This is a genomic window from Actinoallomurus sp. NBC_01490, from assembly GCF_036227085.1.
In the GTDB taxonomy this organism is placed as follows: Bacteria; Actinomycetota; Actinomycetes; order Streptosporangiales; family Streptosporangiaceae; genus Actinoallomurus; species Actinoallomurus oryzae.
This window is the reverse complement of sequence record NZ_CP109433.1, coordinates 11,246,855-11,261,222: the sequence shown is the minus strand read 5'-3', so window position 1 is coordinate 11,261,222 and position 14,368 is coordinate 11,246,855. Positions and strand designations below refer to the sequence as shown.

13 protein-coding genes are annotated in these 14,368 nt (G+C 70.8%); 7 read left to right on the top strand and 6 right to left on the bottom strand.

Going from position 1 to position 14,368, the window contains the following annotated elements:
• Window positions 1–97: 97 nt before the first annotated feature.
• The gene (locus tag OG417_RS52050) at window positions 98–1,540 is read right to left on the bottom strand and encodes an ATP-binding protein (protein WP_329246649.1); all 1,443 of its coding nucleotides are present in this window, start codon (window positions 1,538–1,540) and stop codon (window positions 98–100) included.
• A gap of 634 nt (window positions 1,541–2,174) precedes the next feature.
• On the opposite strand from OG417_RS52050, the gene OG417_RS52045 reads away from it, so the two are divergent.
• From OG417_RS52045 to OG417_RS52025, 5 genes are read left to right on the top strand one after another with little or no spacing between them, the layout of a single operon-like run.
• A complete protein-coding gene (locus tag OG417_RS52045; RefSeq protein WP_329246647.1) occupies window positions 2,175–3,572 on the top strand; it encodes a cytochrome ubiquinol oxidase subunit I in 1,398 nt (465 codons plus the stop codon).
• A 26-nt stretch (window positions 3,573–3,598) separates the two neighbouring features.
• Window positions 3,599–4,621: a cytochrome d ubiquinol oxidase subunit II gene (cydB, locus tag OG417_RS52040; RefSeq protein WP_329246643.1), complete on the top strand. Its 1,023-nt coding sequence runs from the start codon at window positions 3,599–3,601 to the stop codon at window positions 4,619–4,621.
• Window positions 4,618–6,261, top strand: coding sequence for a thiol reductant ABC exporter subunit CydD (gene cydD, locus OG417_RS52035; protein ID WP_329246640.1), 1,644 nt, complete (start codon window positions 4,618–4,620; stop codon window positions 6,259–6,261). Before cydB ends, cydD begins: the two co-directional genes overlap by 4 nt.
• Window positions 6,258–8,147 (top strand): thiol reductant ABC exporter subunit CydC, encoded by a 1,890-nt coding sequence (gene cydC, locus OG417_RS52030; RefSeq protein ID WP_329246638.1) that lies wholly within the window; start codon window positions 6,258–6,260, stop codon window positions 8,145–8,147. Before cydD ends, cydC begins: the two co-directional genes overlap by 4 nt.
• A gap of 28 nt (window positions 8,148–8,175) precedes the next feature.
• Window positions 8,176–8,553 (top strand): arsenate reductase family protein, encoded by a 378-nt coding sequence (locus OG417_RS52025; protein WP_329246636.1) that lies wholly within the window; start codon window positions 8,176–8,178, stop codon window positions 8,551–8,553.
• Between the two features lie 45 nt (window positions 8,554–8,598).
• Here OG417_RS52025 and OG417_RS52020 read toward each other — a convergent pair whose 3' ends face one another.
• Window positions 8,599–9,276 carry a hypothetical protein gene (locus OG417_RS52020; RefSeq protein WP_329246633.1) on the bottom strand — a complete coding sequence of 226 codons (678 nt, stop codon included), beginning with the start codon at window positions 9,274–9,276 and terminating at the stop codon, window positions 8,599–8,601.
• Window positions 9,277–9,690: 414 nt separating this feature from the next.
• Between OG417_RS52020 and OG417_RS52015 the strand changes: the two genes are divergently transcribed.
• A complete protein-coding gene (locus OG417_RS52015) occupies window positions 9,691–10,284 on the top strand; it encodes a hypothetical protein (RefSeq protein ID WP_329246630.1) in 594 nt (197 codons plus the stop codon).
• Window positions 10,285–10,760: 476 nt separating this feature from the next.
• Here OG417_RS52015 and OG417_RS52010 read toward each other — a convergent pair whose 3' ends face one another.
• The 4 genes from OG417_RS52010 to OG417_RS51995 form a co-directional block, all read right to left on the bottom strand.
• A complete protein-coding gene (locus tag OG417_RS52010; protein ID WP_329246627.1) occupies window positions 10,761–11,234 on the bottom strand; it encodes a hypothetical protein in 474 nt (157 codons plus the stop codon).
• A 39-nt stretch (window positions 11,235–11,273) separates the two neighbouring features.
• The gene (locus OG417_RS52005) at window positions 11,274–12,107 is read right to left on the bottom strand and encodes an aminotransferase class IV (RefSeq protein ID WP_329263136.1); all 834 of its coding nucleotides are present in this window, start codon (window positions 12,105–12,107) and stop codon (window positions 11,274–11,276) included.
• Window positions 12,108–12,252: 145 nt separating this feature from the next.
• Complete coding sequence (locus OG417_RS52000) at window positions 12,253–12,687, bottom strand: VOC family protein (protein ID WP_329246624.1); 435 nt, start codon at window positions 12,685–12,687, stop codon at window positions 12,253–12,255.
• 67 nt (window positions 12,688–12,754) lie between these two features.
• Complete coding sequence (locus OG417_RS51995; protein ID WP_329246622.1) at window positions 12,755–13,504, bottom strand: cobalt-precorrin-6A reductase; 750 nt, start codon at window positions 13,502–13,504, stop codon at window positions 12,755–12,757.
• 71 nt (window positions 13,505–13,575) lie between these two features.
• Here OG417_RS51995 and cobF point away from each other — a divergent pair, with 71 nt between their 5' ends.
• The gene (gene cobF, locus OG417_RS51990; protein WP_329246619.1) at window positions 13,576–14,337 is read left to right on the top strand and encodes a precorrin-6A synthase (deacetylating); all 762 of its coding nucleotides are present in this window, start codon (window positions 13,576–13,578) and stop codon (window positions 14,335–14,337) included.
• The last annotated feature ends 31 nt before the right edge of the window (window positions 14,338–14,368 follow it).

Sequence of the window (14,368 nt, the reverse complement as noted above, 5' to 3'; positions counted from 1 at the left end):
TCATCGGGGAAGGTGCTCCGGGTCTCCGCGCCGGAGGCATGCCCCCTGCCTCCAATCTCTTGTCGTTACATTCCGGTCTGGCGGGCGAGCCGGGCGTTCAGGCGTCGTCCGCCTCGGAGGCGTGCGCGTCATTCGCCGTCCGCTTGCGACGACCGGCCTCGTGGAAGGCGCTGAACTTGGCGCTGGGGTCGACGGACTTGGCGGGCCTGTCCTTCGGCGCGCCGGCGGGCGTGGCCGACGACGCCGACGCCGCCGCGAGCGTCTGTCCCCTTCGACGCTTCGGCAATCCGGCGATCATGTTCTCCCCGGTGGTGTCGCTCTCGGCCTCCGGCGTACCGGGCGATGAGGCGGCCGGCTCCGCCGCATCGGCGGAGGCCACGGCCTCGGGCGCGGTGAGGGTCGCGGTGGCGGCCGGGGCGCCGTCGCTCCGGCCGGAGGCGGTCTCCGTACGGTGGCCGGTCCCCATGCCGCGAGAGCCGGCCGGGGCGAGCTCGGGCGGCCGCTGCGTGATGAGCTGCCGCGGGATCATGACCACCACTCCGGTGCCGCCGCGCGACGACGGGCGGAAGGAGACGGTGAGACCGTGCTTGCGGGCGAGGCAGCCGACGACCGCGAGCCCGAGACGCGTGCCGGAGAGCGTCGTCAGGTCCAGCGTCTCCGCCGACACCGCCCGCTCCGCGCGTTCGAGCGCGGCGGGGCTCATCGCCAGTCCGCCGTCCTCGACGGTCACCACGATGCCCGTCTGCACCTCTTCGACGTACACGTGCACCTCCTCGGACGGAGGCGAGAAGCTGGTCGCGTTGTCCATCAGCTCGGCCAGGGCGTGCATGACGCCCTCGGCGGCGTAGCCCGCGATCGCCGCCGTGCTGGTCGAGTGGATGCGGACCCGCTGGTAGGCGCTGATCCGCCCGACCGAGCCCCGGAGGATGCTCTCCATCACGATCGGCTTGGTCCAGCGCCGGCCGGAGCGGGCGCCGGTGAGCACGGCGATGCTGTCCGCCAGGCGTCCCGCCTGGGCGGTGGCATGGTCGAGCTTGAGCAGGTCGCCGAGGGTCTTCTCGTCGTGGCGGTCCTCCATCTCGCGCAGGTCGGCGAGCATGCTGGTCGACAGCGCCTGGACGCGGCCGGCCGCGTTGGCGCAGGCCGACATGGCCGCCGCGCGCATGCGCTCTCCCCGGCCGACCTCGTCGACGAGGGCCCGCAGGATGCGCCGGTGGGCGGCGCCGGCGGGCTGGACGACCGAGGCCAGGACGGTGTCCGAGGACGCCCCGTCGCGCAGCCGCTGGACCGCGGCGGGCAGCGTCTCGTCGGCCAGCCGGGTGAGTTCGGCGTTCATCGTGGCGATGCGGCCGCGCAGCTCGCGTGCGGTCTGGAACCCGTAGGCGGCGAAGGCGAGCGCGGCGCACAGCGCGAGCGAGGCCACCCCGGTGTACGTGGCCACGAGGGAGCGATCGCCGGCCGGTACGGAGGCCGTCGCCGCCAGGCAGCCGCAGCCGGTGACGATCACGGCGGCCAGCAGGACGAGCAGGGTACGGTCCATCGGCGGGCGCCCCGCCCGTTGGCTGCTTGGAACGTGTGCTGACATCGATCAGGTCCTCGTCGGCGGTTGGTACGGGATCGGAGCATCCGGAGGCGTGAGCCGGGCCACCGCGCGTCGGGGAGACCGCCCAGGCTCAGGAAATCGCCGTTAATTCGACGTCCGCTCGTCGTTCGGCGCGGGAAACGACAATGGCCTCCGGCTCTGCCGGGACCTGCGCGGCGACGCGGCGGGAGCGACAAAAGGCGAATGTCATTCGTTTTCGCCGTCCCAGGTGCTCGCGCATGTATCTCGTGTTCCCTCGCCTCAGCCGCGATGTCCGTCCGGTTCCTACCAAGATCCGGTCGGCGCGGGGGAACGAAATAGTAGTGCTTTCGTAGTTCCGGCGCTACGGTTCGTCACTCTTTAATGTCATTCTCGCGCTTTGCGGCCGAAGGGGCGCACCGTCGGCCAGCGGTCCGGTCGTCCGCAACGGCGAATTCGGACCGGAGGGCGGGCGCTCCGGGGGCGCCCTCGACCGCCGGAGGCGCCGCGCGGCGGTGTGGCCAAGATTACTACGGTGCGTAGTACTACAGTCGGTAGTGTGTACGACGAGACGTAGTACTACACGCGGTAGTAGTTAGATGGGGGCCGCGGGATGAATCCGCTCGACATCGCCCGGTGGCAGTTCGGGATCACGACCGTCTACCACTTCCTCTTCGTCCCTCTGACGATCGGGCTCTCCGCCCTCGTCGCGGGGCTGCAGACGGCGTGGGTGCGCACCGGCAAGCCGCACTACCTGCGCGCCACCAAGTTCTGGGGCAAGCTTTTCATGATCAACTTCGCCATGGGGATCGTGACCGGCATCGTGCAGGAGTTCCAGTTCGGGATGAACTGGAGCGCCTACTCCCGGTTCGTCGGTGACATCTTCGGGGCGCCGCTCGCGATCGAGGGCCTGCTCGCCTTCTTCGTCGAGTCGACCTTCCTCGGTCTGTGGATCTTCGGCTGGGACCGGCTGCCCAAGCGGATCCACCTCGCCTGCATCTGGATCGTCTCGGTCGGGACCCTGCTGTCGGCGTACTTCATCCTCGCCGCCAACTCCTGGATGCAGCACCCGGTCGGCTACCACCTCGACACCGCCACCGGCCGCGCCCGGCTCACCGACTTCTGGGCCGTGCTGACCAACTCGACCATGCTCGTCGCCTTCCCGCACACGATCACCGCCGCCTTCGTCACCGCCGGCCTGTTCGTCGTCGGGATCAGCGCCTGGCACCTGGCCCGGGGCCGGCACGTCGAGGTCTTCCGGCCGTCGCTGCGGATGGCACTGGTCGTCACGTTCGTCGCCTCGCTCGGCGTCGCCGTCACCGGCGACCAGCAGGGCAAGGTCATGACCGCGCAGCAGCCGATGAAGATGGCCGCCGCCGAGGCGCTGTACACCACCGAAAAGCCCGCCTCCTTCTCGATCTTCACCGTCGGCACGCTCGACGGAGGCCGGGAGGTCTTCAGCGTCAAGGTGCCCGGCGTGCTGTCGTTCCTGGCCACCGGCCACTTCGACGGCAAGGTGCTGGGCATCGACGACGTGCAGGCCGCCGAGCAGGCCAAGTACGGCGCGGGCGAGTACCGGCCGATCGTCCCGCTCGTGTACTGGAACTTCCGGATCATGGCCGGCATCGGGTTCCTCACGGCGGGCATCGCCCTGCTCGGCCTGTGGCTGACCCGGCGCGGGCGGCTCCCCGCGAACCGCTGGGTGTGGCGGGCCGGCGTGGTCTCGCTCACCCTGCCGTTCATCGGCAACTCGGCCGGCTGGATCTTCACCGAGATGGGCCGCCAGCCGTGGTCGGTGTACGGGGTGCTGAAGACGTCCGCGAGCGTCTCGCCGGGCGTCGGCGCCACCTCGATGTTCGTCTCGCTCCTGTCGCTGACCGTCCTGTACGGCGTGCTCCTGGTGATCGAGACGCGGCTCCTGGCCAGGTACGCCAAGGCCGGTCCGCCGACGGAGGAGGAAGTCCTCGGCGGGGACGACCGCGCCGAGCCGTCGCTCACGTTCGCCTACTGAGAGGCCTGGAGAAAGAGGAGCGCGCCATGGCCGCCACGACCGTCTGGTTCATCATCATCGCCTTCCTGTGGACCGGCTACTTCTTCCTGGAGGGCTTCGACTTCGGGGTCGGCGTCCTGCTGCCGGCGCTCGGCCGGAACGAGGCCGAACGCAGCGTGGTCCTCGGCACGATCGGCCCGGTCTGGGACGGCAACGAGGTGTGGTTCATCGTCGCCGGCGCGGCCACGTTCGCCGCGTTCCCCGAGTGGTACGCCACGCTGTTCAGCGGCTTCTACCTGCCGCTGCTGGCGATCCTGCTCGCGCTGATCGTGCGCGCCGTCGCGCTGGAGTACCGCGGCAAGCGCGACGACGCGTCCTGGCGCCGCCGCTGGGAACGGGCGCTGTTCTGGGGCAGCCTCGTGCCGGCGTTCCTGTGGGGCGTGGCGTTCGCGAACCTCGTGCGCGGGGTGCCGCTGAACGCCGCCCACGAGTACGCCGGGACCGTCGCCGACCTGATCAACCCGTACGCGCTGCTCGGCGGGGCCGCCACGCTCGCGCTCTTCGTCCTGCACGGCGCGGTCTTCGTGGCGCTCAAGACGACCGGCGAGGTACGGCGGCGGGCGGGCCGGATCGCGCGCGTCGCCGTGGCCGCCGCGATCGTGGTCGGCGGGGCGTACCTGCTGCTCACCCAGCTGCTGTACGGCAAGCCCGTGACGTGGCCGGCCGTCGCGGCGGCGGCCCTCGCACTGGCCGGCGCGGCGCTGGCGAACGCACGGGGCCGCGAGGGCTGGGCCTTCGCCGGCACCGGCGCGGCCATCGTGCTCGCCGTCGTGACGATGTTCCTCGCGCTGTTCCCGCACGTCATGCCGTCCACGATCGCCGCGGCGAACGGGCTCACCACGGCCAACGCCGCCGCCTCGCCGTACACGCTGAAGATCATGATGATCGTCGCGCTGGCGGTCACGCCGATGGTGCTGCTCTACCAGGGCTGGACCTACTGGGTGTTCCGCTGGCGGATCGGCGTGCCGCACGCCCCGCAGCAGCCCCACACCCCGCAGCCGGTCCGATGAAGCCGCTCGACCCCCGGCTGCTGCGGTACGCCCGCACGACCCGGGTCTACCTGGCCCTGTCCGTGGCCCTGGGAGGCGCCACGGCCGGGCTGGTCATCGCGCAGGCCACGCTGCTCGCCGACCTGATCGCCCGGGCGTTCCTCGGCGGCGCGTCACTCGCCGCGCTGCGCACGCCGCTGCTGCTCCTGCTCGGCGTCGTGGCGGGCCGGGCGTTCGTCGCGTGGCTGCAGGAGGTCGCGGCGCACCGTTCGTCGGCGGCGGTCAAGTCGCAGCTGCGCGGGCGGCTGCTGGCCCAGGCCGTGCGGCTCGGCCCGGCCTGGCTGTCCGGCGAGCGGGGCGGGGAGCTGGCCACGGTCGCCACGCGGGGCATCGACGCGCTGGACGGCTACTTCTCCCGCTACCTGCCGCAGCTCGTCCTCGCCGTCATCGTGCCGATCGCGGTCGGGCTGCGGATCCTGTCCGGCGACTGGGTGTCGGCGCTGATCGTCGCGCTGACGCTGCCGCTGATCCCGGTCTTCGCGATTCTCGTCGGGCTGTCCACCCGGGCGAAGATGGACCGCCAGTGGCGGACGCTGTCGATGCTCGCCGGCCACTTCCTCGACGTCGTCGCCGGCCTGCCGACGCTGAAGGTGTTCGGCCGGGCGAAGGCGCAGGCGCGGACCGTGCGCGAGGTCACCGACCGGTACCGCAGGGCGACCATGGCCACGCTGCGAGTGGCGTTCCTGTCCGCGCTGGTCCTCGAACTGCTCGCCACCCTCTCGGTCGCCCTGGTCGCCGTCTCGATCGGGCTGCGGCTGGTGAACGGCGAGATCGGCCTGCGGACCGCGCTGCTCGTGCTCATCCTGGCGCCGGAGGCGTACCTGCCGCTGCGGCAGGTCGGCGCGCAGTACCACGCGAGCGTCGAGGGCCTCACCGCCGCGGAGCGGATCTTCGAGGTGATCGAGACGCCGGCGCCCCCGGCCGGGACCCTCACCGACGTGCCGGACCCGGCCCGGGCGGCGATCCGGCTGCGCGGCGTCACCGTGGGGTACGCGCCCGCGCTCGCGAACCTCTCGCTGACCGTCCACCCGGGCGAGACGGTCGCGCTCACCGGGCCCAGCGGCGCCGGCAAGTCCACGCTCCTCGCGGTCCTGCTCGGCTTCGTCCGCCCGGACACCGGCCGTGTCCTCATCGACGGCGCCGACGTCGCGGCCCTCGACCCGGACGCGTGGCGGGCGCGGATCGCCTGGGTGCCGCAGCGGCCGTACCTGTTCGCCGGGACGGTCGCCGACAACATCCGGCTCGGCCGCCCGGACGCGACGGACGAGGACGTACGGCGCGCGGCGTCCGCCGCGAACGCGCTGGAGTTCGTCGAGGCGCTCCCGGACGGCTTCGCCACCCGGCTCGGCGACGGCGGTGTGGGGCTCTCGGCCGGTCAGCGGCAGCGCGTCGCGCTGGCCCGCGCGTTCCTGCGCGACGCGCCGTTGCTGCTGCTGGACGAGCCGACCGCGAACCTCGACGCGGAGAGCGAGGCGGCCGTGGTCGAGGCGATCCGGCGGGCCGCCGCCGGGCGTACGGCCGTCGTCGTCGCCCACCGCCCCGCGCTCGCGGCACTCGCCGACCGCACGGTGCGGATCGAGCCGGTGGAGGTGGCGGCGTGAGGACGTTCACCCTGGTCAGGCCGCCGCGGGCGCGGCTGCTTCTCGCGCTGCTCTTCGGCGTGCTCGCGCTGGGCTCCGGGGTGGCGCTCATGGCCACGTCGGCCTGGCTCATCTCCCGCGCCGCCCAGCACCCGCCGGTGCTCACGCTCATGGTCGCGATCGTCGCGGTACGGGCGTTCGGCATCGGGCGCGGCGTCTTCCGCTACGCCGAGCGGCTGACGAGCCATGACGCCACGTTCCGCGTACTCGCCGACCTGCGGGCCCGGGTGTACGAGCGGCTGGAGCGCCAGGGGCCTGTCGCGCAGTCCCCGTCCGTAGAGGGCGTCCAGGTGCCGCCTCGCAAGGCGGCCGGACCCTCGACCGAGAGGCGCCGTCCGGACGCCGCGGGGCAGGACCACGCGACTGTGAAACCGGCCCCGGGACCGATGCGGGGCGGCGACCTGCTCGGCCGGCTCGTCGCCGACGTCGACGCGGTCCAGGACCTGTACCTGCGGGTGCTGCTGCCCGGCGCCACCGCCGCGGTCGTCGGCGGCGCCTCGGTCGGGCTCGCCTGGGCGCTGCTGCCCTCGGCGGGCGCGATCCTGCTCGCCGCGCTGCTGGCCGCCGGACTGCTGGCCCCGTGGCTGTCCGCGGTCGTCGCCCGGCGCGCGGAGAGCCGGGGCGCGGAGCTGCGCGGCGAGCTGACCGCCCACGTCGTCGACACGCTGCGCGGCGCCCCCGAGCTGATCGCGTACGGGGCGGCCCCCGAGCGGCTCGCCGAGGCCGCCCGGCTGGACCGCGCGTACACCCGTACGGCGGCTCGCTCCTCCGCCTCGGCCGGCGCGGGCGCGGCGCTGGCGACGCTGGCCGGTGGCCTGGCCGTCTGGGGCGCGCTGGCCGTCGGCGTGCCCGCCGTACGGTCCGGGCGGCTCGACGGGGTGCTGCTCGCGGTCGTCGTGCTGCTGCCGCTGGCGGCGTTCGAGGTGGTGGCGGGCCTGCCGCTCGCCGCGCGGTCCCTGGGCGGCGTCCGGCGGTCCGCGGACCGCGTCTTCGCGGTGCTCGACCGCCCCGACGCCGTACGCGAACCGGCCGCGCCGGAGCCCCTGCCCGCGCCGCCGTACACCCTGCGCGTCCGGGACCTGCGGGCCCGGTGGACGCCCGGCGGCCCGTACGCGCTGGACGGAGTCTCGCTCGACCTCGCGCCGGGGCGCCGGTGCGCGGTGGTCGGGCCGAGCGGCTCGGGCAAGACGACGCTGACCACGGTGCTGCTGCGCCTGCTCGACCCGGCCGGCGGCGAGGTGGCGCTGAACGGCGTCGACCTGTGCGAACTGGCCGGCGACGACGTACGGCGCGCCGTGGGGGTGTGCGGCCAGGACGTGCACCTGTTCGACACGACGATCGGGGAGAACGTCCGCCTCGCCCGCCCGGACGCCACCGACGAGCAGGTATGCGACGCGCTGCGCCGCGCCCGGCTGCTGGACTGGGTCTCCGCGCTGCCCGCCGGCCTGGACACGTACGTCGGTGAGCACGGCGCGCGGGTCTCCGGCGGCCAGCGGCAGCGCATCGCCCTGGCCCGTACGCTGCTGGCCGACTTCCCGATCCTGCTGCTGGACGAGCCGGCCGAGCACCTCGACGTCGCGACCGCCGACGCTCTCACCGCCGACCTGCTCACGGCCACCGAGGGCCGTACGACCCTGCTCGTCACCCACCGCCTGGCCGGCCTGGCGGCGGTCGACGAGATCCTGGTCCTGGCCGACGGCCGCGTCGCCGACCGCGGCACGCACGCCGACCTGCTGTCCCGCCCGGGCCCGTACCGGGAGATGTGGAAGCGGGAACGCGAGCACGACGCGACACTCACTGCGGGCTGGAGGAGTGACCACAGAGTGGGTGCCCTCCGGGCGGAATAATCCGAGGACGTAGGGCTGCGCTGTTCGGATGAGGAAAGGGCTGTTGTCGGTGGAAATCTGGATCAACCCGAGATGCTCGAAATGCCGTTCGGCGTTGTCCCTGCTGGACGCCGAGCAGGCCGGCTACACCGTGCGCCGATACCTGGACGACCCGCCGACGGTGGAGGAACTCGAGGACGTCCTCGCCAGACTCGGGCTGGAGCCCTGGGACATCACCCGGACCGGCGAGGCCGTCGCCACCGAGCTGGGGATGAAGCAGTGGCCGCGTGACGCCGCGACCCGAAGCCGATGGATCGATGCCCTCGCCGAACACCCGATCCTCATCCAGCGGCCGATCATCACCGCGGACGACGGAACCGCCGTGATCGGCCGCTCGGAGGAGGCGGTACGGTCGCTGTTCCCCTGACCGGGTCCCAGGGTCCGCACCGGTGGTCGCGATGCTTCGGCGGCTTCAGCCGCCGGAAGCGGCCTCGTAGCACTCGAGCTTGCTCTGCTGCTGCTGTGGGGTGGCGTCTGGCATGGCGTCGCAGAGCGCCAGTGCGGCGCTGCCGTCGTCGCCGGCGCTCTGGTTGGTGTACCACCAGGCGCCGCCTCCGGCCGGGTGCCGCTGTGCACGGCCCGCGGTGATATTGAGCGATGCGGACGCCGCAGCGCCGGGCACGCCGACGAACTGGTCGGTCTTCGCGGCGCGGGCGATGGTGAGCATGTTGTCCGGGTCGGGGCCGAGCAGGGTACGGACGATGGCCAGCTTGCGGGTGGCGACGGGATTGCCGGCCGCATTCAGCCACGTCATCGTGTTCGTTTCGTGAATGGTGACATCGTCGGGGGTTCCGGTCGCCGAACCGGTGATCTTCGCGATCGCGTGGGTGATATCGGGTCGGCCGGCCACCGTGCACGAGGTGAAGGTGATGGAGCCGCGTGCGCTTTCCGCTTCTCCCGTAAAGTGCGTCACCTTCAGGTGGAGTTCGCCGATGCAGGTGCTGTTGCCCAGCCGCGCTGGAGGGGTCGGGCCGGGAACGTCCGCATGGGCCGCCGCCGTGATGGTGAACATTCCCAGACCGGTCAGGAATGTGGCGGCCATCAGCACCGCCTTGCGGCTTGCCGCCGCGCGTGTCACGTCAGACATCATTTTCGTTCCATTCGGGGGGACCCGGCGAGGTGCCGGGGTGTAAGCCGGAGGATCGACGACAGGGGGAACCGGTGTTCTTCCAGGTCCTGGTGGCATCGAAAGATAGCGATCGGGAGGCATGATCGCTATACGTAACCGACACGTGACCGAAAGCGGTCGTTGCGGACTGTGGTGGATCAGGCGTGAGTGTTTCTATGGCCGCCGCAGTCTCCCTAATTCGACGTCATGCGAAAAAACTTCCCAGATGTGTTGATAGCCCTTTAAAGTAGACGTCTTGTGCGACATGGAAATATGTCGGACGCGGGCCGCATATTGTCCGCACACGGATTAATGACCCTGTGTGAATAACGGAGATCTTCTCGGGTACAGACCCTGCCGATTCCATCTTCCACACTCTCACCAGGGGGTATATTCATGCGTCGATTGATGGCCGCCGCCGGAACCACCGCGTTGCTCGGGCTTGCCGCCATTCCGGCCCACGCCAATGCCATCTCCGCGGCACCATCTCAGCGCCACCAGGTACCGGCGACGACGGCCGGCGCCGGTGGGAGCCGTATCGCCCAGGCGTTGCCGGGAGACATCGCCTACCTGAACACGACATTCGATCTCCAGCCGTACGCATCGGGGCGCTGGGTCAACACCCCGCTGCAGGTCATACTCCCGCAGGCCGGGCGGTACCACGTCGACGTGAACGTCCAGGGGCGGCTCTGGGGGACACCGCCGATCAACCTGGTCATTCTCGCCCGGCTCGCGGACGCCACGACGGGTACCGTCCTGTCCAACACCACGCGCCTCGTCGATCACCTGGTCGACATGAATCCCTGGGATCGGCCGATCGGGCAGCGCGCGACGGCCCCGATCGACGACGAGATCAGAGTGACCCGGCCCACGCGGATCGTGTTGCAGGCCACGCGGCTCAACCAGGCAGGCTTGAGCAGCATCGCCGAGATTCTTCCCGGGCCGGGCGGAGGCCGCACCTCGTTCCGCTTCGAGCGGGTCGGGCCCTGACGGCACCGCTCCGGCTGATCACGGCCGGGCCCTCGTGAAACACACCGCCCCGCTTTCCTCCGGTTCGCCAGGGGAAGGTGGGGCGGTTCCGAAGGCACCGGCAGCGGATTTCGTCCGGTACTCCTCACCGCCCGGGTCGGCGCCCGCCCCCCGGTGCCGGTCAAGGAGTCGTTCCAGCCAGACCTCGGCGGCTTCGACCGTCGCTACGGTCGGGACCTCCGGTCGTCGACCGGCTGTCGCGCTCTACCGGTGAGCCGGTGCGAAGCGACTACCGCATGCCGGGCGAGCCGAAAGAGCTGCCTGCGGCGGATGCGGTCATCGTCGCCCCGGCGACGTTCAACACGGTCAACAAGTGGGCCACCCGGATAGCCCTGTCGCGCCCTCTGCGAAGGCAGGGGACCACGGAGACCGCGAGCCGCGTCGTCCACGTCTTCCCGGGACGCGCGGACCTCTGGCCGACCGCGCGCCCCGGTGTCCTACGGCCTGTGTCCAGCTGTCTGCTGCAGGTCCTGAAGGGTCAACACCGCGCGCCCGAAGATCGCCGTTAGGCACTTGCGCTGCCGGTCGGTCAACTCGTTGTAGAAGACGACCGCGTCGGCGCGGACATGAGCACACGCCTCGGCCATCTCCTCTATCTTGCCGGTGCTCATCAGCGTCCGCCCTGAGTAGGGCTGCTCCATGCTCGCCCTGCCGCCGGGGGAGTGTCCCTTCTTGTCCCCCGAGATACCACGACGCTGGACGAAGCGAGCTGCCACTACGCCGCCGAGCTTCGTCACCTCGGCCTCAAGCTCGTCCATGAGATCGACATGGTCCCTGCGCTTGGCGGAGAAGAGACCGGCGATGACGACGTTGGCGTTGCCGATGACATCGCGCGGACGCTGAAGTGCATGGCTCGCCCCTGGCCCGCGATCCCGACGGGCACCAGAACGCGGATACCGCCGACGATCCATGAGTTCACGATAGGCGTTGGCGAGATCCGATGGACGCTTTTATTCGTAGATGATTTCTCGCGTGTACGCGGGGTCGTGATGAAGTTCCCAATAACGTGTCCGTATCCTCTCCGTGACAGGGCCAGGTGCCTGCTGCCCGACGGGTTTCCCATCGAGGGTCGCGACCGGCATGACACCACCCGCCGTGCTGGTGATGAAGACCTCGGCCGCTCGATACAGATCGTTGACACGCACGTCACCCGCATGGACCTCGATGCCCGCATCCATCGCAATTTCGATTACCGTGCGACGCGTGATGCCTTCGAGGACGCCCCGTGCAGGCGTGTGAAGACAGCCGTCGACCATCGCGAATACGTTGAATCCGGCTCCTTCGGTCACCAGTCCGTTTCCATCAGGGAGAATTGCCACCGACCCTCCCCTGTCAAATGCCTCGAACTGGCCGCGGACCAGGTCGCCCCAGTGGAAGTTCTTCACGGTCGGGTCGACGGCGTCCGGCGCAATGCGGCGGGTATGACGGGTGACGACCGCGTCGGTGCCGCGCTCCTGAGCCTCTGGCCGCACGATCCACAAGAAGGGGGTCGCGTAAACGTAGAGCCGTGGTTCCCACCTGCGGGGATCGTGCTCACCGGGCTTGGGGACACCTCGGGTGATGACGGCCGTGACGCAGGCTTCGCGGAGTCCTGTTTTCTGGACAGCCTTTGCCATGATGGCCACTGTCTCTTCTTTTGTGACGACCGGAGTGATGCGGATGCGTTCGCATCCCAGGAATAGTCGATCTATATGATCGTCGATCCGAAAGAATCGACCGCTCCATACCGCAACGGTCGTATAGGTGAGGTCTGATCTGGTGAAACCCGCATCGAGAAGGGGAATCCGAGCATCATGAATGGGTAGGAAACTACCTTCGATCCACGCGCAACCGGCGGAGAACGGGTTTTGAGGCGCTATTTTTGAGTGCCTTTCTGCTGGGATGCGGTTCGCTCTTCCTGGAGGCTAGCACCCAGGCCCTCGGGCCTGCTCAGTCGAGGCAGAACTCGTTGCCCTCGATGTCCCGCATCACGAGGCACGACTCGTTGTAGCCATCGGCGAGCAGCAGTTGCACGCGTACCGCGCCGAGTGCGGTCAGTCGTGCGCACTCGGCCTCGAGTGCGGCCAGGCGCTCTTCACCCACGAGGCCGGTGCCGACCCGCACGTCGAGATGCACCCGATTCTTGACGACCTTTCCCTCGGGAACGCGCTGGAAGAACAGTCGCGGGCCCACGCCTGAGGGATCGACGCATGCGAACGCCGAGCCCTGACGCTCAGGCGGCAGCGAGCGATCGTAATCGTCCCAGCCGGCGAACCCCTCCGGTGGCGGCGGGACGACGTACCCCAACGCCTCGCACCAGAAACGAGCGACGCGCTCAGGTTCTGCGCAGTCGAAGGTGACCTGGAACTGCTTGACCGACGCCATCGGTAAACCATAGAGGCGAACGGGCGAACATCGGCATGCGGGGGCGTACTGAATTGCGCCTGACCCATCAGTGCCCGGGCGAGGTGTCGGTCTGAAAGAGTCGTTCCAGCCAGGCCTCGGCGGCCTCGACGGTCGTCACCGCCGGCGCGGCGGGCATCGGTGGACGGTCGACCATGACGACCGGCAGGCCCAGCAGCCGGGCCGCGGTGAGCTTGGCCGCGGTCATCTCGCCGCCGCTGTCCTTGGTGACGAGCACGTCGACCGCATGCCGCCGCATCAGTTCCAGTTCCCCCTCGACGGTGTACGGGCCGCGCGCCAGCAGTACGGTCGAGCGCGGTGGCAGCGGAGGCGGCGGCGGCTCGACGGACCGCAGGAGGAACCAGCGGCGGTCGTCGCCCGCGAAGATCGGGAGGCCGTCCCGGCCCGTGGTGAGGAAGACCCGGTCCCCGGGAGGATCGGCCGCGGCCGCGAGTGACGGCACCCGGCGCCAGTCGTCGCCCGGTCCCTCGTGCCAGCCGGGCCGGCGCAGGACGAGCAGCGGGACACCGGTCCGCGTGGTCGCGGTCACGGCCGAGGCGGTGATCTCGGCGGCGAACGGGTGTGTGGCGTCGACCACCGCGTCGATGCGTTCGGCGGTCAGCCACGCGGCGAGGCCGTCGGTGCCGCCGAAGCCGCCGACGCGGGTACGGCCCGCCGGCAGCGCGGGCTCGGCGACGCGTCCGGCCAGCGAGGTGATCACGTCGAATCCCGTTCGCCGGGTGAGCCCCGCGGCGAGCCGCCGGGCCTCATTCGTGCCGCCGAGCAGCAGGACGCGCATCCCCGCATGGTAGGGCTCGCCCCGAATGCCCCCCTGTGTCGGCGTCGGCCGAAACCGACACACTGAGCGGCATGAGGCAGATCATCGTGATCGGCATCGGCGCGGGCGATCCCGAGCAGGTGACCGTGCAGGCCGTGAACGCTCTCAACCGCGTCGACGTGTTCTTCGTGCTCGACAAGGGCGCGGTCAAGCAGGAGCTGACCGACCTCCGGCAGGAGATCCTCGACCGGTACGTGCGCGATCGCGACTACCGGATGGTGTGGGGACGCGACCCGGACCGCGACCGTACGGCCTCCGCGTACACGGAGGCCGTGGACGACTGGCGCCGCCGCCGCGCCGACGTCTGCGCGCGGCTGGTCGCGGACAACCTGGACGACGGGGAGACCGGCGCGTTCCTGGTGTGGGGCGACCCGGCTTTGTACGACAGCACCCTGGCGATCCTCGCCGACGTCCGTGAGCGCGGCGACCTGCCGTTCGAGATCGAGGTCGTCCCCGGTATCAGCAGCGTCTCGGCCCTCGCGGCGCGGCACGGGACCGGACTCAACCAGGTCGGCGGGGCGGTGCAGATCACGACGGGCCGGCGCCTCGCGCGAGGGTGGCCGGCCGGCGCGGACGACGTGGTGGTGATGCTCGACGCGCACACCGCCTTCGCCGAGCTGACCGAGCCCGATGCCGAAATCTTCTGGGGCGCCTACCTGGGCACCCCGGACGAGATCCTCGTGTCGGGGCCGGTGTCCGAGGTCGCCGATCGGATCGTGTCGCTCCGCGCGGAGGCCAGGCGCCGTAAGGGCTGGATCATGGACACCTATCTGCTGCGCCGCCGGTCTCGTTGACGCCTGACGACGGCCCCGCATAGCCTATCGA

What these genes read in the sequence shown, in the direction of transcription:
- OG417_RS52050 (WP_329246649.1), bottom strand. Translation starts at nt 1,540, where the DNA reads ATGGACCGTACCCTGCTCGTCCTGCTGGCCGCCGTGATCGTCACCGGC.
- OG417_RS52045 (WP_329246647.1), top strand. Translation starts at nt 2,175, where the DNA reads ATGAATCCGCTCGACATCGCCCGGTGGCAGTTCGGGATCACGACCGTC.
- cydB (WP_329246643.1), top strand. Translation starts at nt 3,599, where the DNA reads ATGGCCGCCACGACCGTCTGGTTCATCATCATCGCCTTCCTGTGGACC.
- cydD (WP_329246640.1), top strand. Translation starts at nt 4,618, where the DNA reads ATGAAGCCGCTCGACCCCCGGCTGCTGCGGTACGCCCGCACGACCCGG.
- OG417_RS52025 (WP_329246636.1), top strand. Translation starts at nt 8,176, where the DNA reads ATGAGGAAAGGGCTGTTGTCGGTGGAAATCTGGATCAACCCGAGATGC.
- OG417_RS52020 (WP_329246633.1), bottom strand. Translation starts at nt 9,276, where the DNA reads ATGATGTCTGACGTGACACGCGCGGCGGCAAGCCGCAAGGCGGTGCTG.
- OG417_RS52015 (WP_329246630.1), top strand. Translation starts at nt 9,691, where the DNA reads ATGCGTCGATTGATGGCCGCCGCCGGAACCACCGCGTTGCTCGGGCTT.
- OG417_RS52010 (WP_329246627.1), bottom strand. Translation starts at nt 11,234, where the DNA reads ATGGATCGTCGGCGGTATCCGCGTTCTGGTGCCCGTCGGGATCGCGGG.
- OG417_RS52000 (WP_329246624.1), bottom strand. Translation starts at nt 12,687, where the DNA reads ATGGCGTCGGTCAAGCAGTTCCAGGTCACCTTCGACTGCGCAGAACCT.
- OG417_RS51995 (WP_329246622.1), bottom strand. Translation starts at nt 13,504, where the DNA reads ATGCGCGTCCTGCTGCTCGGCGGCACGAATGAGGCCCGGCGGCTCGCC.
- cobF (WP_329246619.1), top strand. Translation starts at nt 13,576, where the DNA reads ATGAGGCAGATCATCGTGATCGGCATCGGCGCGGGCGATCCCGAGCAG.